The sequence below is a fragment of the Vibrio kasasachensis genome (assembly GCF_050337565.1).
Taxonomy (GTDB): domain Bacteria; phylum Pseudomonadota; class Gammaproteobacteria; order Enterobacterales; family Vibrionaceae; genus Vibrio; species Vibrio kasasachensis.
This window is the reverse complement of sequence record NZ_JAKJTB010000014.1, coordinates 53848-73807: the sequence shown is the minus strand read 5'-3', so window position 1 is coordinate 73807 and position 19960 is coordinate 53848. Positions and strand designations below refer to the sequence as shown.

Sequence of the window (19960 nt, the reverse complement as noted above, 5' to 3'; positions counted from 1 at the left end):
AACCTCTTTTATTTTTCGACTTATATGTCGCGACCATCAGACTAGAACAGTTCTTCACTTTCGTCAGTCGTATAGATGGTATCGGTCAATTCATCTGAGACGTACTCCGTTGGTTCATGCCCTTCACGGAAATATTCAAACATTGAGCTGCCATCAAATTTATCGGTGAGCAAACCTGAATCGCGATCAATTCGAATCCGCACAATTCCTTGTGGGATGTGCTTTTCTTGCTCTGCATTAAGTGACAATGCGGTGTGCATAAAATCGACCCAAGCTGGTTCCGCGGTTTTCGCTCCTGCTTCTGCGCCAGTGATTTGATCTTTGCCTAAATTACTATTGCGTGTTGTTCTACCGAGTTTGCGGCTATGATCATCAAAGCCAACCCATGCAATGGCGACAACTCCTGGACCGTAACCATTATACCAAGCGTCTTTGGAATCGTTTGTTGTACCGGTTTTACCACCAATATCACGACGTTTAAGTTTCTGAGCACGCCAACCTGTACCGTTCCAGCCAGTACCATCACGCCAGCTACCACCACCCCAAATATTGCTGTACATCATTTCACGAACTAGGAATGCACTTTGTTCTGAAATAACTTGTGGAGCATATTGTGGCTCTTCAAGGCTTTCTGCTGTGACATCTTGTTCATTGAACTCATTATCAGCGGTTGCTGTTGCTGGGCAATTTTGCTGGCAAATGGTTTTTGGTGATGCCTCAAACTCAATCTCACCATAAGGGTCTTCGATTTTATCGATGTAGAATGGCTCTACATAGTAACCACCGTTGGCAAAGACAGAGTAGCCTTGAGCCATTTTGATTGGTGTTAAGCTACCAGCCCCTAAAGCTATGGTTTCAGAGCGTGGAACATCCTCAATAGCAAAACCAAACCGCGTTAGATATTCACGTGTTGCGTCTAAGCCTACTTCACGTAGTACACGTACCGCCATGACGTTTTTAGATTGAGCAAGACCGATACGGAGACGTGTAGGTCCAACATAGGTTGGTGGAGAGTTCTTTGGACGCCATGCTGTGCCTTGGCTTTGATCCCATTGATTAATAGGGGCATCGTTAATTAACGTTGCCAGCGTCAAGCCTTCATCGATGGCCGCTGAATAGATAAACGGCTTGATACTTGAACCTACCTGGCGCACCGATTGAGTCGCTCGGTTGAATTTGTTGTGCACAAAGTTAAAACCACCAACCAGAGATATGACTGCGCCATTTTCTGGGTTCATCGCTACAAACGCAGTGTTCGCGTTTGGTACTTGGCTTAGTTGCCAGTGGTATACCACTTCGCCTTCATCTTGCTGGATTGCGACTTCGCGCACCCAAATTTGCTCACCAACGTTGAGCACATCTGTCGCTTTCTTCGGTGCAGAACCTTGGCGTTTATCGGTACGGAACTGACGAGCCCATTTTATGCCATCCCAATCAAGCTTCGCGTCACCGTTGTTTTTAATCGTTACCGTTGCTGATTTAGCGTCAACAGCGGTTACAACAGCAGGTGTTAATTCACCATAGCTTGGTACATTGCGCAGTGTTTTCGCGATATCTTCCGCCGGCATTGGTGCAGCTTTAGGTTTCCAAAGTATTTTTTCTGCACCGCGGTAGCCATGGCGCTCGTCGTATGCAAACAAATTGTTGATTGCTGCATCGTTGGCTGCTTTTTGCAGTTTTGAGTTAACCGTGGTGTAGACACTCATGCCTGAGGTATAAGCATCTTCACCGTAGCGTTCAACCATCCAAGCTCGTGCAAGTTCGGCCACATAAGGTGCACTTAACGCGATTTCAGCGCCGTGGTAGCGTGATATAAGTGTTTCTGCACGGGCTTCATCATATTCTTGTTGGGTGATGTATTTCTCGCTCAACATACGAGCCAAAACCACATTACGGCGATTAGTCGCGCGCGTAATTGAATAGATCGGGTTCATAGTTGATGGGGCTTTAGGCATACCTGCAAGCGTTGCTAATTCACTCAAAGTGAGCTGATTAAGGTCTCTTCCAAAATAGACACGAGCAGCGGCACCAAACCCGTAAGAGCGGTGACCGAGAAAGATTTTATTGACATAAAGCTCCATGATTTCAGACTTACTTAAAAGCTGCTCGATGTGGATAGCAATAAAAATTTCTTTAATCTTACGCATGATCTTCTTTTCATTCGACAAGAAGAAGTTACGCGCAAGCTGTTGAGTAATCGTACTTGCCCCTTGCTTGGCTGAACCAGACATAGCGACAACAATCGCAGCACGTGTGATACCAATAGGATCGATGCCGTAATGGTCGTAGAAACGACTATCTTCGGTAGCAATCAGAGCTTCGATTAAATGATTGGGAATGTCATCGTACTTTACCGGGATACGGCGTTTTTCACCAAACTGCGAAATCAATTTGCCATCTTGGCTATAGACCTGCATAGGGGTTTGAAGTTTAACGTCTCGCAAAGTTGCTACGTCTGGTAGTTCTGGTTTCACATAGAGGTAGAAACCGAAAATTGTACCCACTCCAAGAATCATGCAAACCAATGTGAAAATGAGCAATCGCTTTATGAACTTCACCGGATATTCCCTGATTGATTGAGGTCGTCAAGGCACTATGCCTTGTAACCTTAGCTAACAATTTAGCTTGCGTTAATATTGTGCTTTTCCCGGCAACGATGCTGTTTACGCAAATGGAACCGATGCCTGGAGCACAGAGATATGAGTTTATCATTTATCACTGGAGTTGATATTGGTCACTACAGCATAAAAGCCGTTGTCATTAAGCCAGTGAAAGGCACTCTTGTACTCACGGATTTCCGAGAGTTAGTCATAGAAGAAAGCATTTTCTCCGATAACCACCTATTAAATTATCAGCAAATTGTAAATAAACTAAAAGAACTAAGGAAGGCTTTGCCTCTTTTTAGTCGAAAAGTCGCATTATCTGTACCTGATAATTCTGTTATTTCTAAAGTATTACAGATTGATAAGCATTTATCTGTGCAAGAGAAAGAGTATGCCATTATTGAGCTTTTTTCTCATCAAACTCCTTTTGAACTAGAAGAACTTTGCCTCGATTACTGCGCTATTCCCATAAATAATCCTTCAGAATTAACCGAACCCATTCAAATTTATGCTACCAAAAAAGAAGTGGTCGACAATCGTGTCGATGCTTTTCGCAAGGCTGGCTTTACCCCTCTACTGCTTGATGTTCATGCTCACGGTCTAGTTCGTTTGTGGCAGGCCGTTGCAAGTATTCAAAATCGTTCGAACTGGTTGTTATTAGAAGTCGGGTACACGCGATCTTCATTAGTTATTGATTTCGTCGGACAAGCGCCATGGTGTAAAGAATTGCCGATAGGTGTAGAAATCATAAATCATCCAATTGAGGACGATGCATCAACTCATCATTGTTCCACTATGCATTTTATCAATAGTCTAGTTGAGCGGATTCAGCGTCAATTACAACTCATAGGTACGATGGATAAAAAACAACTTCAAGGTATTTGGCTTACGGGAGGCGGGGCAAATACGCCGATGCTGGCTGAAGAGTTAGCAAGCCGTCTCGATGTTGAATGTGAGTTGTTTGATCCTCTTTCATTACTTATTTCGAGTCCGCGTTACAAGAATCAGCGACTTCCTTGTGGCTATAGTTATGCCTCTGCAATGGGGTTGGCGCTTCAAGGGATAGATTGGATGGAGCAAGGTCATGCTTCATCGAATTAATTTACTTCCTTGGCGTGAGCAACAGCGAAAGGCGCACAAACAGAGATTCCTTAGGTCCATTGTTGGCTGCTTGATGATCTCGGCTGCGATTCAGTGGTGGGTAGGGTTTTATATCGAGAGTCAGAAACAGAGCCAGCATCAGCGTTTAACTTTCTTGCAAGCTCATATGGCTAGCCTTGATATTAAAATACAAAAGATGGAAGCATTGGAGAAAGAGTATCAAGCATTACTTACTCGCTTGAAAGTGGTTGAAGGATTACAAATTCAGCGAAATAAGACCACGGAGCTGATGAATTTACTGCCGACACTCATTCCTGAAGGTGTTTACATCGATACCATCAAGATGAGCCACCAACAAATCAATATTACTGGGATCAGTGATACCACATCACGATTAGCGACAATGCTTGAGCGCTTTGAAAACTCTATTTGGTTGGATGAAGTGGCAATGCATTCCATCGTTCACGATAAGCCGCGTTTTGGCGAAAAGTTTCAATCGTTCAGTGTCTCTTTTGATTTTCTACTAGCAGCAGAAAAAATGCAGGAGGCACAAGGTGGCTAACTATACCGAGCTTGATGTAGGAGATATCGCTCAATGGTCGTTATCTGCTCAGTGCGTGGTTTTAGTCGTGTTATTTGCAGTGTTACAAGTGGTTGGTTATTGGTGGTATCTCGATGGGCGACAAAGCGAATTGAGTCAATTACGACAGCAAGAGCAAATATTAAAACAAACCGTGCACATCAAAACTAACAAAGCCGCAGCATTGCCACAGTTACAAACACAACTTGACAAGATCCGGCAGCGTTATGAGCATTTATCCCTACAATTTCCAGTCCAAAACGAGTTAGCAATCATGCTGGCAGCCGTCAATGAGAAGGGATTGCAAAATAACCTCACCTTTACTCGCATGGATTGGGGGGCGAAAGAAAGCCAAGGGGTTCTATATCGCTTGCCGCTCAATATCGAACTAACAGGCGACTACGATGATATTGGTCGATTCTCTCAAGCGATATCGGCTTTACCGAGGGTGATCAACTTTATGGATGTTGAATGGAGGCGAGCCCGTTTAGAAAGCAGCATGCTTCATTTTCAAGTGCGTGCTTATACCTATCAATTCAAGCCAGAGGCGGAAGATGATGATTAGATGGATAGCATCACTGTTGGTAGCGACATTTTTGATCGGATGCCGTGCGAACCCAGATTCGTTGGATGATTTCATTACTCAAACACAACAGCAAGCGCAGTTTGAGGCGATAGTTCCTGTCCCGATGCTAGCCCTTGAAACCGCAGACTATCAAGCTCATTCGGAAAGGTCGCCATTCGTATTACCTAGAGCTGCTTTAGTCATGAGTCAGTCCAAAAAACGCCTAGATTGCTGGCAACCACAAACAAGAATAAAAACGGGTCAACTGGAGCAATTTGCTTTGAATAAGTTGAGTTTAAAAGGCGTTATGAGTCGAAATGGTGATAACTCTGCGCTGGTTCAGATGCCAAATGGGCACATTGTTAAAGTCACCACGGGTCAATATTTGGGCCTGAATAATGGTCGCATTGCCAAAGTAACGGCTTCTTATATTCAAGTTAACGAAACGCTACCAGATGGGTTGGGGTGTTGGAGTCGTCGTAACGTGAAACTAGCACTCAGATAGATTTTAATCATCGAGATAACGTAATGATAAGTAGATTTAAAACAACCACGCAATGGATAGCGATAATCAATGTTTTTGTCAGTTATGTATTCCTCTCGTCTGTATGTTTAGCTCAAGAGGCGAGTAATCAGTTTAAAAGTGTCGATTTTCGAGTTGATAGCGAACGTAACGCCAATATTATTATTGAGTTGAATGATGAACAAATAGTGGTAAATCTACAGAAAACCCCACAAGGTTTGATGGTAGAACTGCTCAATACCACCATCAAAAATAATCACTTGAAGCGATATGATGTGCGTGATTTTGCGACTAATGTACAAACATTTGAGCTATTTAGACAAGTAAGAAAGGTGCAATTATTAGCGAAAATTGAAGGCGAATTTGACTATCGATATTCGTTAAATCGAAATGTTTTAGAAGTAAAAATTAGCCAATCCCAAGCTCCTAACACAGCAAAAAAATCGTCAATTTTAGAACAATCTGACAAGAAGATTTCGATCAATTTTCAAGACATCCCAGTGCGCAATGTGTTGCAACTTATTGCCGAGTATAACGATTTTAATCTAGTTGTGTCGGATACGGTCACAGGCAATTTAACCTTACGTTTGGACGGTGTGCCTTGGCCTCAAGTGCTTGATATCATTTTACAAGTAAAAGGATTGGATAAACGAGCAGAAGGAAATGTGTTGTTAGTGGCTCCGAGAGTCGAGCTCGCTCAAAGAGAAAAGCAACGTTTGGAAAATGCGCGCTTAGGCGATGAGTTAGGTGAACTCAAATCTGAAATCATTAAAGTCAACTTTGCTAATGCCGGTGATATTGCTGACATGATAGATGGTGGCGGTTCGATGAGTATGTTGTCTGAACGAGGTTCTATTACCGTTGATGAGAGGACGAACTCACTACTGATCAGGGATTTAAAAAACAATATTGATGTAGTGCGTGGAATTGTGATTTCACTCGATATCCCAGTAAAACAAGTACAGATTGAAGCGCGCATTGTAACGGTAAACGAAGGCAGCTTGGATGAATTAGGCGTTCGATGGAGTTTAAATTCAAGTGGTGGGAAAGTTGGAGGCTCTCTCGAGGGGAATTTTTACGAACGGGGTTTATATCAGGGGGGAGATTCCGATGAAAACAATCGAGCCGCTATATCACCGGATGATATTGGTGATTTTCTTAATGTGAATTTAGCTGCAGCGGTAGGAAATTCTTCGACGATTGCCTTTCAGGTGGCGAAACTAGGCTCAGGTACATTGCTCGATTTGGAGTTATCAGCACTGCAACGCGAATCAAAAGCTGAGGTTATTTCGAGCCCGAGATTGATCACTACCAACAAAAAATCGGCATATATCGAGCAAGGGACCGAAATTCCTTACCTTGAATCTTCATCTAGTGGAGCGACTTCGGTCGCATTTAAAAAAGCAGTATTGAGCCTCAAAGTTACCCCTCAAATTACCCCAGATAATCGCTTGATTCTTGATCTTAGCGTGACACAAGATCGGCCTGGAGAAGTGGTTAAAATAGGTACAGGAGAAGCCGTGTCGATAAACACTCAACGCATTGGTACTCAAGTGCTGGTGGACAATGGAGAGACAGTCGTACTCGGTGGAATTTTCCAACATAGCGTGACGGATACAGTGGACAAAGTACCACTGTTAGGAGACATACCTTTACTCGGTGTTTTGTTCCGTAGAAGTTACCAAAAAATGGGCAAAAGTGAGCTGCTAATCTTCGTTACGCCCAAAGTAGTTGCGCAGTAATTGGAAAATAAATTTGCATTAGGGCGACCTTATCTAGATAATTTCGGGTCTGATCACGAAACATCTGTGAGGAATAGGTGTCACAAGCATCTTCTAAGTCAGCCCCGTGCTGTCCCTTCTTGTGGCGATGTCATTGAATTAACGTTGTAAATTACTGCTAAAACATGGCTGAGAAACGCAATATTTTCCTTGTTGGCCCAATGGGAGCCGGCAAAAGTACAATTGGTAGGCATCTAGCTCAACAGCTTCATATGGAGTTTGTTGACTCGGACACCGTAATCGAAGAACGCACAGGCGCTGATATCGCTTGGGTTTTCGATGTTGAAGGTGAAGAAGGCTTCCGCGCTCGCGAAGAAAAAGTGATTAATGACCTAACCGAAGAACAAGGCATCGTCCTTGCTACGGGTGGTGGTTCAATCATGAGCAAAGAAAACCGAAATCGTCTATCTGCTCGCGGTATCGTTGTATACCTAGAAACGACAATCGAAAAACAACTTGCACGCACGAACCGTGACAAGAAACGTCCACTGCTACAAACAGATAAACCGCGTGAAGTGCTCGAGGCTTTGGCCGAAGATCGCAACCCGCAATACGTAGAAATTGCGGATTATACTGTACGTACTGACGATCAAAGTGCAAAAGTGGTAGCCAACCAGATCGTAAAAATGCTAGAAGAGAGATAACAATTATTTATCTTGAATTGGAGCATAACCATGGAACGGATTACGGTCAGCTTAGGCGAGCGTAGCTATCCAATATCAATTGGTGCCGGATTATTTAATGATCCGGCCCACCTTTCCTTCTTAACTGCGAAGCAAAAAGTAGTAGTGATAAGTAATATCACTGTTGCACCGCTATACGCTGACAAAATTCTATCAATGCTGGCACAGCAAGGTTGTCAAGCATCGTTACTCCAATTGCCTGATGGCGAGCAATACAAAACCCTAGACACCTTTAATACCGTTATGAGTTATCTTCTTGAGCATAACTTTAGCCGTGATGTTGTGATCATTGCGCTTGGTGGTGGTGTGATTGGTGACTTAGTCGGTTTTGCTGCATCTTGTTATCAACGCGGTGTCGATTTTATTCAAATACCAACGACTTTGTTATCGCAAGTTGATTCGTCCGTAGGCGGCAAAACCGCGGTGAATCACCCATTGGGTAAGAATATGATCGGTGCGTTCTACCAGCCAAAATCTGTCATCATCGATACAGATTGTTTAAGGTCTTTACCTGAACGAGAATTTGCAGCGGGTATGGCAGAAGTGATTAAGTACGGCATTATTTATGATGCAGAGTTTTTTACTTGGCTAGAGCAGAATTTAGAGGCTTTGTACGCTTTAAATGAACAAGCATTAAAGTACGCGATTGCACGCTGTTGTGAGATCAAGGCGGAAGTGGTTGCTCAAGATGAGAAAGAATCCGGCATTCGTGCTTTGCTGAATTTGGGTCATACCTTTGGTCATGCCATTGAAGCTGAACTTGGCTACGGCAATTGGTTACACGGCGAAGCTGTGTCTGCGGGGACTGTCATGGCGGCAAAGACAGCGCAATTACGTGGCGATATTACTCAAGCACAACTTGAGCGGATTATCACACTATTGAAGCGTTCGAAACTGCCGGTGCATACGCCTGAGAGTATGTCTTTTGAAGATTTTATGCGACATATGATGCGTGATAAAAAAGTGCTAGCGGGTGAATTGCGTTTAATTTTGCCTACCGACATCGGTAGTGCTGAAGTGATTAAAGGCGTACCAGAAGCCGTCATTAAGCAAGCGATCGACTTCGGTCGTGGACTTTAATTACATCACGTCTCAAGATCTTAGGTTGATTTTATGAGTTTGACACATCAATCCAGAGTGCTGGAGTTAGACACACAGATTGAGTTATTGGAACGTCTCCAATTATTAACTCACTTTACTTCCAACTTCATTACCGTGTCAGGTGCACCAGGTTCAGGTAAAACTTGGATAGCTCAGCGATACTTAGAAGCGTGGGCGGATGATAAAAACCAAGCTCTATTGATGTGTCATCCGAATCAATCTGATGAGCAGCATCGTACGACGATTTTGACTCAGGTGTTATCTGAGCCATTGTTTAATCCTGCCGACAGTATGGTGACAAGTTTTGCACGTAATATGGAGCACTCTTCGTGCAATATTACGATTGTTGTGGATGATGCTCACTTGTTAAGTGAGTCGCTGATTTCTGAGCTGTGGCTCTTGATGGTGCGAGCTCAGCAACAAAGCCGTTGGACAATTAATGTTGTATTGTTTAGTCGTGTTGCAAGCCTCGACAGTCTGTTTCGACGTTTAAGCCACGGGCAAGATATCAAACCAATTGAGCTAGAAATAGAACCCCTTACTTCGCAAGAAGCCGGTCGATTCTTTGAACAATTGGTGATGCGTTTTGTCGAAGATGACATGGAAAGAAGGGTGCGCAATGCGTATCGAACGGTTGCGCGTCGTCCAGGGGAAATCATGGCTCTAGGGGATCAGAAGGTGGAAAAAAAGATCGTTATTCGCTCAATTATCGGCTCACCGATTAATATTGCAATTGTGGTGCTAGTGTTCTTGCTATTAATTGGTGGGGGCTATTGGTGGATGATGAATCAGCCAACTCCGGATGAAACGGCCAAGCAAATCACGGAACATGTTGAACAGACAGCGATTGCAACACTTGAAGAACCAGAAACATCGGTGAGTGAAGCGGCAGCAAGTGGTCACATTGTGATTGAAGATGTTGAAGATGATTCTAATGCACTGCCACCGGAAGTGACCGATGCTCCTGCTAGTGTGGGGGTGATTGAGGATAACTCTCAACGTGTTGTCATCACCTCTGAAGTGGTTGATGCGTTGTTGGAAAATGAAGCTGAAAAAGTTGATACCACCGAAATTGAAAAAATCGTTGATGACACACGACAGCAGATCCCGATTGAATCAAGTGTAAACGTCTTAACACCAATCACTTTCGAGTTTGCCAAAGATGAATTGAACAGTTACTCAGGACGTAGCTACACCTTGCAATTGGCAGCGGTTCGCAGCCGTCTTGAGGTACAAAATTTCCTAAACCGCTATGAGTTGAATGACAAAGCGCTTGTTTATCCAGCCACGCGTGATGGCGTAGAGTGGTTTATTATTGCCTACGATAACTACCCAACGATTCAAGTCGCACGTGATGCGGTTACCCAATTACCGGAGTCACTGCAAAAGCTCGATCCTTGGGCTAAATCGTTGAATCAAGTACAGCGTGAAATTGCCCGCAGTAATTAATATGATAAAGGTTGAGTGGAACCAGTGACTTTCTGTTCGCTCAGCCCAATTGACCAAGCCAATTGCTTTGGGTATGGCGCTAAATATGTTACATTCCGCAGCCTTAATTTGTGGTTGATAGATAGAGCAGTCGATGAAAAAGCAGCGTGCCTTCCTTAAATGGGCTGGTGGAAAATACGGTCTAGTTGAAGATATTCAGCGTCATCTGCCTGAAGCACGCAAATTGGTGGAACCGTTTGTTGGTGCTGGTTCGGTTTTTCTTAATACTGACTATGAACAATACTTACTAGCAGATATCAACCCCGATCTGATCAACCTCTACAACCTGCTAAAAGACGCCCCGCAAAGTTACATCAATGAATCTAAGCGTTGGTTCACAGCAGAAAATAACCGCAAAGAATTCTATTTAGATGTTCGATCTCAGTTTAATCAAACTGATGATGTGATGTATCGCTCGCTCGCATTCCTATATATGAACCGATTTGGTTTTAATGGCTTATGCCGTTACAACAAAAAAGGTGGCTTTAACGTACCATTTGGTTCGTACAAAAAGCCTTACTTCCCTGAAAAAGAGTTGGAGTTTTTTGCTGAAAAAGCGAAGAGAGCGACTTTTGTCTGTGAAGGCTATCAAGAGACATTCAAACGCGCCCGTAAAGGCTGTGTAGTGTACTGTGATCCACCATATGCACCGCTTTCAACCACCGCAAACTTTACTTCTTATGCGGGGAATGGTTTCTCACTTGATGATCAAGCTGATTTAGCCAATATCGCCGAAACGGCGGCGAATCAGCGTGGTATTCCGGTTCTGATCTCGAATCACGATACAACCTTAACCCGTCGTCTCTATCACGGTGCTGAATTGAATGTGGTCAAAGTAAAACGCACGATTAGCCGTAATGGTGCAGGACGCAACAAAGTTGATGAGCTACTTGCCTTGTTTAATTCAAACAAGGTCTAAAGCACACATTTCTTAATCAGCCACTATCATATGCCTGACTGCTTAGGTAGAATTGCGCCAAATTTACGCAATGAAGCCTATTTACTTTTTGAGGTCAGGTATGAAAGATTTCCTTATCGCTCCGTCGATTCTGTCTGCAGATTTTGCTCGTCTTGGTGAAGACGTAGAAAAGGTTCTTGCAGCCGGTGCTGATGTTGTGCACTTCGATGTTATGGACAACCACTATGTGCCAAACCTGACTTTTGGTGCTCCAGTGTGTAAAGCGTTACGTGATTATGGCATCACAGCCCCTATCGATGTACACCTAATGGTAAAGCCTGTTGATCGCATTGTTCCTGATTTTGCTAAAGCAGGCGCATCGATGATTACCTTCCATATTGAAGCGTCTGATCACGTCGATCGTACATTACAGCTAATCAAAGAACACGGTTGTAAAGCGGGTGTTGTACTTAACCCTGCAACCCCACTTGCTCACCTAGAATACATTATGGATAAAGTTGACATGATTTTATTGATGTCCGTGAATCCTGGATTTGGTGGACAATCATTTATTCCTAATACCTTGGATAAACTGCGCGCTGTTCGTAAGATGATTGATGAATCGGGTCGTGATATTCGCCTTGAAATCGATGGTGGTGTAAAAGCGGAAAACATTCGAGAAATCGCTGAAGCGGGTGCGGATATGTTTGTTGCCGGTTCAGCTATTTTTAGTCAATCAGACTACAAAACAGCGATTGACGAAATGCGCGCTGAATTAGCGAAAGTAAAATAGGGCAGAGCGTTGAAAGAACTTAAACTGATTGCGTTTGATCTTGACGGTACGTTACTCGATAGCGTACCGGATTTAGCGGTTGCAGCTGATCAAGCAGTAAAAGCGCTTGGTTTTTCTGGTGTAAATGAAGAGCAAGTACGTGATTACGTTGGTAATGGCGCCGATGTATTAATTGGTCGCGCATTAAGTCAAAGCTTAACCATCGACCCTGAATTTAGCCCAGAGCTACTCGCTAAAGGTCGAGAGTTGTTTGATGATTACTACGAGCAAAGTGGTCACAAGTTGACTCACCTATACCCTGCGGTAAAAGAAACCTTGGCTGAGCTGCAACAAGCAGGTTTTACATTAGCTTTGGTGACCAACAAACCATCTAAATTTGTGCCAGAGATCTTGGCACAACACGATATCGCAAAATACTTTGTTGATGTGTTGGGTGGTGATGCTTTCCCTGAGCGTAAGCCCAACCCCGTAGCGCTGAACTGGCTGCTGGAAAAGCACGCCTGTACCGCAGGTGAAATGCTGATGGTTGGTGATTCTAAGAACGATATTTTGGCGGCAAAGAATGCTGGTTGTCGTTCATTTGGTCTTACCTATGGTTATAACCATGGTGAGCCAATTTCCGCGAGCGCGCCTGATTTTGTCGCGGATAATATCGCAGAATTACTTGATGTTGTGACGGTTTCTGCTTGATTGAAATAAAATCACTAGCAAAATAGTCATCAAAATGAGTAAACTGGAAAACCGCATTTTCTCTGCTTTCTGAACGCCGTAGCTGCGTTGACTGCACGCCTCACCCTAATTACATAGTTTATCTATGCTCATTGGGAGCTGGGGTTCGTTTGCTAGTCGCCTTGTTACAGTATTCCTAAGTTTGAGGAGTAACACATTGCGGTTTACCCAATTTATTCAATTAAGAAGTCAAAGGAATTATTCCCATGAGCAAACCCATCGTATTGAGTGGTGTTCAACCGTCAGGTGAACTTAGTATCGGTAACTACTTGGGTGCTCTACGTCAATGGCAGCAGATGCAAGATGATTATGATTGCCAATATTGCGTAGTTGACCTTCATGCTATTACGGTTCGTCAAGACCCGAAAGCGCTGCATGAAGCAACGCTAGACGCATTAGCAATCTGTCTGGCAGTTGGTGTTGACCCACAGAAGAGCACGTTATTTGTTCAGTCACATGTACCAGAGCACGCTCAACTTGGTTGGCTTCTTAATTGCTACACCCAAATGGGTGAGCTGAGCCGTATGACTCAGTTTAAAGACAAGTCTGCGCGTTACGCGAATGATATCAATGCCGGTCTATTTGCTTACCCGGTACTGATGGCGGCGGATATTCTGTTATACGGTGCACACCAAGTGCCGGTTGGTAACGATCAGAAGCAACACTTAGAATTAGCGCGCGATATCGCGACTCGTTTCAATAACGTCTACTCTCCAGAGAGCCCAATCTTCACTATTCCTGAGCCTTACATTCCAACGGTGAATGCGCGTGTAATGAGCCTTCAGGATGCGACGAAGAAGATGTCTAAGTCAGATGACAATCGTAAGAACGTGATTACTCTGCTTGAAGACCCAAAATCGATCATCAAAAAGATCAATAAGGCGCAAACAGATGCTGAAACACCTGCACGTATTGCCAATGATTGGGACAATAAAGCGGGCATATCTAACTTAATGGGTCTGTACTCTGCCGCGACTAATATGAGCTTTGAAGAGATTGAAGCAAAATACCAAGGCGTTGAAATGTACGGTCCATTTAAGAAAGATGTTGGTGAGGCGTTAGTTGCAATGCTTGAACCAATTCAAGCTGAATACCACCGTGTTCGTGCTGATCGCGCCTATATGGACCAAGTGATGAAGCAAGGCGCAGAAAAAGCTTCTGCTCGTGCAGCGGTAACACTAAAAGAAGTGTACAAAGCTGTCGGTTTTGTTACTCGCCCATAAGCGCTGAAAGATTAAATAAGGTCAGCAATTTGCTGGCCTTATTTTTTTGAAGAGGCACTTTTTACTTGCCTTTGTGGTGCACTATTGCACAATACTCGCCCCGAGTAAGATTGATTATTGAGCTGTTTATCCGTCATGTTACTAATCATTGATAACTACGATTCGTTTACCTATAACCTTTACCAATACTTTTGCGAATTGGGTGCAGAAGTTCAGGTAGTACGTAATGATCAGATTGATATTGAGGGCATTGAAGCTTTAGAGCCCACTCACTTAGTGATCTCTCCAGGACCGTGCACGCCGAACGAAGCTGGTATTACACTTGAAGTTATAGAGCACTTCGCTGGTAAGTTACCTATTCTCGGTGTTTGTTTGGGGCACCAAGCCATCGCTCAGGTCTTTGGTGGGGAAGTTGTACGTGCTCGTCGAGTCATGCATGGTAAAACGTCGCCAATTCGCCATACTGGCATGAGTGTATTTAAAGGCTTGAATAATCCTTTAACCGTCACCCGCTATCATTCACTTATCGTCAAGAAAGATAGCCTTCCTCAGTGCTTTGAGCTTACCGCATGGACAGAGTTTGAAGATGGTTCGATGGATGAGGTCATGGGCTATCAGCACAAGACCTTGCCAATTGATGCTGTGCAATTCCATCCTGAGTCGATTAAGACTGAGCAAGGGCATCTATTACTCGCCAACTTCCTTTCGCGTTAGTCAGTTAATTTCTCAGTGCGGCTTTTCGCCGTACTGAAGTTCAGATACAGATCACCATTCTTAACATTTAAGTTACATTTGTTGTAATTTCCTCATTTGCAAAACTATTCGTTTACTCAACGCAATTTAGCAATGGCGCTTTATTTCGACTACTAAAAGCCTAGCTTATGGCTGAGTTAAGTAAAAAACGCTTCATAAAATTATGCTTATGGTGCATAAATAGTCATTGTTATATTTGTTTGATTTTCCCATAGGGCTTAATCAGCATAAAATACTATTGAAATAGTTAATTAAATGTAAATACAATGCCGTGTCAGTGGATACATAATACAAAAATTTGTTTCTATACTTATTAATAGTAATCAGAGCAAGGTAAGGATACAGAACCTGCATTGGCATGCGGTATCGAGAGGGAATGTGCGATGGCGATAGAAATGAAGGTAGAACGTGGACTATTTGATGAGGTGATGGTGCCTTGTTATAGCCCAATGGAAATGATCCCGGTTAAAGGTGAAGGTTCACGTGTTTGGGATAGTGCTGGAAACGAATATATTGATTTTGCCGGTGGTATTGCTGTCAGCTGTTTAGGGCATTGCCATCCAGCGATGGTGAAAGCACTCATCGAGCAAGGTCAAAAGCTATGGCATCTGAGTAATGTGATGACCAATGAGCCAGCTCTGCGTTTGGCGAAAAAACTCACTGAACTTTGCTTTGCTGACAAAGTCTTCTTTGCTAATTCTGGTGCAGAAGCCAATGAAGCAGCACTTAAGCTGGCGCGTCGGTATGCCGCGGATGTGTATGGCATAGAGAAATCTGAAATTATCGCATTTAAACAAGGTTTTCACGGTCGTACTTTTTTTACCGTTACGGTTGGTGGACAAGAGGCTTATTCAGATGGCTTCGGACCTAAACCCGGTAATGTGACTCACCTTGAATATAATGATGTAGAGGCATTGCGCGAACATATATCCGATCGTACTTGCGCCATTATGATGGAACCTCTGCAAGGCGAAGGTGGCATCATTCTGCCGACAGAAGAATTTGTGCAAACAGTGCGAGAGCTGTGTGACAAGCATAATGCGTTACTGATTTTTGATGAAGTGCAGACGGGTAACGGACGAACTGGGCAATTCTATGCTTATCAAGGTTTAGGTATTACACCTGATATTCTTAGCACCGCTAAGTCACTCGGCGGTGGCTTCCCTATTGGTGCGATGCTCACTACAAGTGTATTGGCTGGGCATTTAAAAGTAGGTACTCATGGTTCAACTTATGGTGGTAACCCACTAGCTTGCGCAGTCGCAGAAGCGGTAGTTGATATTGTCAGTGATCCACAAACTCTAGCTGGAGTGAGAGAGCGAGAAGTACTGTTCCGTGATGGTTTGAATAAAATCAATGCTAAGTATCAAATCTTTAGCGAAATTCGTGGTAAAGGCTTGCTGCTTGGTGCTGCCCTGAATGAAGATTGGCAAGGCAGAGCTCGCGATGTACTTTTGGCTGCAGGTGAACAAGGTTTGATGGTATTGGTCGCTAGTGCAGACGTCGTTCGTTTTGCGCCATCATTAGTGATCAATAAGCAAGATATAGAGCAAGGATTGGAAAAATTAGACAAAGCCATAGCTTCTTTAGTGGCATAACAAGCGCAGTTAAGCGCGCGAGAGATCAGCCTAGTAAGAAAGGTATCTTACGTAGTTGGCTGGTCTCCTTGAGCATCAGGAGGGAGTATCGATGCTGATTGTTCGTCCTATCGCCATGTCAGATTATGAAGCACTGCATATTTGTGCGGTTGAATCAGGACACGGATTTACATCTCTTCCGGTTAATGAAGAACTACTGACTAACCGAATTACCCATTCAGAATACAGTTTTAGTAAACCCAACGTAGTTGAGCCGGGTGATGAAGGTTATCTCATGGTTGGCTTTGACAGTGATACCAGCGAAGTGGCTGGTTGCACGGGTGTCGAGGCCGCTATTGGCTGGGATGTGCCTTTTTACTCCTACCATATCAGTACCATTGTTCATTCTTCACCCAAATTGGGTGTGAATAATGTGGTGAAGCTTCTGACGTTTGGCAATAACTACACAGGATGCAGTGAAATTTGCACTCTATTCTTAAGATCCAAATTTCGCGGCGGTCTTAATGGTCGTTTAATGTCTAAATGTCGTTTCCTTATGATGGCTGAACATCCTCACCGTTTCTCTAATATTGTGTTTGCTGAGATGCGTGGCGTTTCAGATGAGCACGGCAATTCTCCATTCTGGCAGTGGTTGCAAGAGAACTTCTTTAGCATTGATTTCACTATGGCTGATTACCTAACCGGAATAGGCAAGAAAGGCTTTATTGCTGACTTAATGCCAAAGCTGCCGATTTATATCAACTTACTTAGCAAAGAAGCTCAGGCTGTGATTGGTAAAGTGCACGAAAATACCAAACCAGCATTGAGCTTACTTGAGAAAGAAGGATTCACTTGCCGCAACTATGTCGATATTTTTGATGGTGGGCCAACGGTTGAGTGTGATGTTCGTAATATAGAGTCTGTACGTCACTCATTTCGAGCCAAAGTAAGCATCGCCGAGCACAGTAGCAGTAATCATTACTTAATCAGCAATACGTCATTTGAACACTTTAGAGCAGTTGCTGCTAAAGGGGCTTATGATCAAGCTACGGGGACGGTGATTTTAGCGCCTGATGTAGCTCAAGCATTGCAAGTTGAATCGGATGGTTTTGTGCGCATGTTGGCGCAGTAACATTGAAGTACGGATGATTCTAAGGAAGGAATAAGATGGCGAATTGGATTGCAGGTCAATGGTTATCCGGTCTGGGAGATATCATTCAATCAACCAGCCCCTACAATGGCGACGTTATTTGGCAAAGTCAGAGTGCCACAGCCCCACAAGTGAACGAAGCGGTTAGCGCCGCGCGTAACGCCTTTATTGGTTGGAAAAAACGTACGATTGCAGAGCGAGAACAAATCGTACAGCGTTTTGCTGATCTAGTGAAAGCCAATAGCGAACAACTGGCAGAAGTGATTGCGAAAGAAACTGGAAAACCATTGTGGGAAACCCGTACTGAAGTCGCTGCAATGGCAGGTAAGATAGCGATCTCCATTCGTGCTTATCATGAGCGCACTGGTGAGGCTCAACGCGATCTGGCGGGTAATCAAATCGTACTACGCCATCGACCTTTAGGTGTTATGGCGGTATTTGGTCCCTACAACTTCCCTGCTCATTTGCCTAATGGTCATATTGTGCCTGCAATATTAGCGGGGAATACGGTGGTATTTAAACCGTCAGAACAAACGCCGTGGACCGGTGAAGTGGCGATGAAGTTATGGCAACGAGCAGGCTTACCTGATGGGGTGATTAACCTAGTTCAAGGTAGTAAAGAAACCGGGGTCGCGCTGGCAGAATCAAAAGGGATTGATGGTTTGCTCTTTACTGGCAGTGCCAATACGGGACATGTACTGCATCGTCAGTTTTCGGGTCGGCCAGAGAAAATGCTGGCGCTGGAAATGGGCGGGAATAATCCGATGGTGATTTCAGAGCAGTATGGTGAACTTGATGCGACGGTTTACACCATCATCCAGTCTGCCTTTATCAGTGCCGGACAACGTTGTACTTGCGCTCGTAGGCTCTATGTACCGAGTGGTGATAAAGGAGACGCGTTGCTGGTGCGTTTGGTTGAGGCAACCCGCAATATTGTTATGGGTGAGCCTTTTGCCCTACCAGAGCCTTTTATGGGTCCACAAATTTCGATCGTTGCGGCACAGCATATTCTTGATGCTCAAACCAAGCTACAAGATTTAGGTGGGGAGAGCCTCATTGAGGCAAGAGCGGGTAAAGGAGCGTTTGTTAGCCCAGGAATCATTGATGTGACGGCAGTTACAGAGCTGCCCGATGAGGAATACTTCGGACCACTGTTGCAAGTTGTCCGTTACCAAGGGATTGAACAAGCGGTGGCACTGGCGAATGATACTCGCTTTGGATTATCCGCAGGCTTAGTTTCGACCGATGATGCAGAGTGGGACTATTTTGTAGAGCATATTCGAGCCGGCATTGTGAATCGTAACCGCCAACTAACCGGCGCCAGTGGTGATGCACCGTTTGGTGGTCCGGGGGCGTCGGGCAATTTACGACCTAGTGCTTACTATGCGGCAGATTATTGTGCATACCCTATGGCGTCTATGGAAGGTGAGCAAACTGAGCTACCTGAAACACTAAGCCCGGGTATTCATTTGTAGCAAGTGCGGATGTAGCTCACAGAGGTTAATACTTCTGCACCCTGACATTTTCACTGAACTACACTGTAGTGGTCGAATTAAGCCAAATACCAACATTGAGACAAGGAGGCGCTATGACACCAAGTGTTCTGTTCCAGTTATTATGGCAAGACTACACCTCTCGTCTGTGCCCATCTGCGGGTAACGTTCATAAGTTGCTTAAAGAAGATGACCCATTACTCAATGATCATATAGCGCTTCGAACTTTTAACGTCGCGCCTGTTGGATTGGAAGTGTTAGCGAAGCCTTTTCTTGAATTAGGTTATCAGGAAGCGGGCGATTACGTATTTGAATCGAAAAAATTAGTAGCTAAGCACTTTCAGCATCCAGACCCAACTCAACCGAAAGTATTTATTAGTCAACTTAAAGTGGAAGAATGCTCAGAAGCATTGCAAGGTATCGTTAAGCAATTGGTTTCTCAGGTTGAGCAAGGTGAGATGCAAGGGGTTGAGTTTTTGTACTCAGGTAGACCATGGCAATTGCCCTATCAAGATTATCTTATATTGGCTCAAGAGAGTGAATATGCAGCATGGTTAGCTGCTCATGGTTATGGTGCGAATCATTTTACGGTTAGTGTTAACCAACTTAAGCAGTTTAGTGAAGTGCAGCAAGTGAATGACTACCTAAAAGCCACGGGGTTTGTGATTAACCAATCGGGTGGGGAAGTGAAAGGTTCTGCAGAGGTGCTACTGGAGCAATCTTCAACAATGGCAGATCGTGTTCATGTTGAGTTTGATGACGGTGTAATGTTGATACCGGGCGGTTTTTACGAATTTGCCAAGCGGTATCCAATGGCTGATGGTCAGTTGTATCCAGGCTTTGTTGCGGCTTCTGCCGATAAGATATTTGAAAGCACCAATATTGAAAGTACTAATATAGAAACTACCAACAACTGACT

General features: G+C 44.1%; 18 protein-coding genes. 17 read left to right on the top strand and 1 reads right to left on the bottom strand.

The features are described 5' to 3' along the window. Window positions 1-41 precede the first annotated feature (41 nt). Window positions 42-2558 (bottom strand): penicillin-binding protein 1A, encoded by a 2517-nt coding sequence (locus L4C38_RS12225; RefSeq protein ID WP_428797839.1) that lies wholly within the window; start codon window positions 2556-2558, stop codon window positions 42-44. 141 nt (window positions 2559-2699) lie between these two features. On the opposite strand from L4C38_RS12225, the gene pilM reads away from it, so the two are divergent. The 17 genes from pilM (at window position 2700) to L4C38_RS12140 (ending at window position 19958) form a co-directional block, all read left to right on the top strand. Next, window positions 2700-3704: a type IV pilus assembly protein PilM gene (gene pilM, locus L4C38_RS12220; protein ID WP_428797838.1), complete on the top strand. Its 1005-nt coding sequence runs from the start codon at window positions 2700-2702 to the stop codon at window positions 3702-3704. Continuing rightward, window positions 3688-4266, top strand: coding sequence for a PilN domain-containing protein (locus L4C38_RS12215; RefSeq protein ID WP_428797837.1), 579 nt, complete (start codon window positions 3688-3690; stop codon window positions 4264-4266). Before pilM ends, L4C38_RS12215 begins: the two co-directional genes overlap by 17 nt. After that, a complete protein-coding gene (locus tag L4C38_RS12210; RefSeq protein WP_428797836.1) occupies window positions 4259-4849 on the top strand; it encodes a type IV pilus inner membrane component PilO in 591 nt (196 codons plus the stop codon). Before L4C38_RS12215 ends, L4C38_RS12210 begins: the two co-directional genes overlap by 8 nt. Further along, on the top strand, window positions 4842-5354 hold the full coding sequence (locus L4C38_RS12205; protein ID WP_428797835.1) for a pilus assembly protein PilP: 513 nt from the start codon (window positions 4842-4844) through the stop codon (window positions 5352-5354). The genes L4C38_RS12210 and L4C38_RS12205 overlap by 8 nt, the downstream gene beginning before the upstream one ends. A gap of 23 nt (window positions 5355-5377) precedes the next feature. Then, window positions 5378-7114 (top strand): type IV pilus secretin PilQ, encoded by a 1737-nt coding sequence (locus L4C38_RS12200; RefSeq protein ID WP_428797834.1) that lies wholly within the window; start codon window positions 5378-5380, stop codon window positions 7112-7114. A gap of 164 nt (window positions 7115-7278) precedes the next feature. Further along, a complete protein-coding gene (gene aroK, locus L4C38_RS12195) occupies window positions 7279-7797 on the top strand; it encodes a shikimate kinase AroK (protein WP_428797833.1) in 519 nt (172 codons plus the stop codon). A 30-nt stretch (window positions 7798-7827) separates the two neighbouring features. Further along, window positions 7828-8916, top strand: coding sequence for a 3-dehydroquinate synthase (gene aroB, locus L4C38_RS12190; RefSeq protein ID WP_428797832.1), 1089 nt, complete (start codon window positions 7828-7830; stop codon window positions 8914-8916). Between the two features lie 33 nt (window positions 8917-8949). Continuing rightward, window positions 8950-10386: an SPOR domain-containing protein gene (locus L4C38_RS12185; RefSeq protein WP_428797831.1), complete on the top strand. Its 1437-nt coding sequence runs from the start codon at window positions 8950-8952 to the stop codon at window positions 10384-10386. A gap of 133 nt (window positions 10387-10519) precedes the next feature. Next, window positions 10520-11344, top strand: a complete 825-nt coding sequence (locus L4C38_RS12180; RefSeq protein ID WP_428797830.1) for a Dam family site-specific DNA-(adenine-N6)-methyltransferase — start codon at window positions 10520-10522, stop codon at window positions 11342-11344. Window positions 11345-11444: 100 nt separating this feature from the next. Further along, complete coding sequence (rpe, locus tag L4C38_RS12175) at window positions 11445-12116, top strand: ribulose-phosphate 3-epimerase (RefSeq protein ID WP_428797829.1); 672 nt, start codon at window positions 11445-11447, stop codon at window positions 12114-12116. A gap of 9 nt (window positions 12117-12125) precedes the next feature. Further along, on the top strand, window positions 12126-12806 hold the full coding sequence (locus L4C38_RS12170) for a phosphoglycolate phosphatase (protein WP_428797828.1): 681 nt from the start codon (window positions 12126-12128) through the stop codon (window positions 12804-12806). 245 nt (window positions 12807-13051) lie between these two features. Further along, window positions 13052-14068, top strand: a complete 1017-nt coding sequence (gene trpS, locus L4C38_RS12165; protein WP_428797827.1) for a tryptophan--tRNA ligase — start codon at window positions 13052-13054, stop codon at window positions 14066-14068. A 135-nt stretch (window positions 14069-14203) separates the two neighbouring features. Then, window positions 14204-14782, top strand: coding sequence for an aminodeoxychorismate/anthranilate synthase component II (locus L4C38_RS12160; RefSeq protein ID WP_428797826.1), 579 nt, complete (start codon window positions 14204-14206; stop codon window positions 14780-14782). A gap of 422 nt (window positions 14783-15204) precedes the next feature. Beyond that, complete coding sequence (locus L4C38_RS12155; protein ID WP_428797825.1) at window positions 15205-16419, top strand: aspartate aminotransferase family protein; 1215 nt, start codon at window positions 15205-15207, stop codon at window positions 16417-16419. A 91-nt stretch (window positions 16420-16510) separates the two neighbouring features. Continuing rightward, entirely contained in the window at window positions 16511-17530 is a 1020-nt protein-coding gene (gene astA, locus L4C38_RS12150) for an arginine N-succinyltransferase (RefSeq protein ID WP_428797824.1), read from the top strand. A 35-nt stretch (window positions 17531-17565) separates the two neighbouring features. After that, a complete protein-coding gene (astD, locus tag L4C38_RS12145) occupies window positions 17566-19023 on the top strand; it encodes a succinylglutamate-semialdehyde dehydrogenase (protein ID WP_428797823.1) in 1458 nt (485 codons plus the stop codon). 113 nt (window positions 19024-19136) lie between these two features. After that, a complete protein-coding gene (locus tag L4C38_RS12140; protein WP_428797822.1) occupies window positions 19137-19958 on the top strand; it encodes a DUF1338 domain-containing protein in 822 nt (273 codons plus the stop codon). Window positions 19959-19960: the final 2 nt, after the last annotated feature.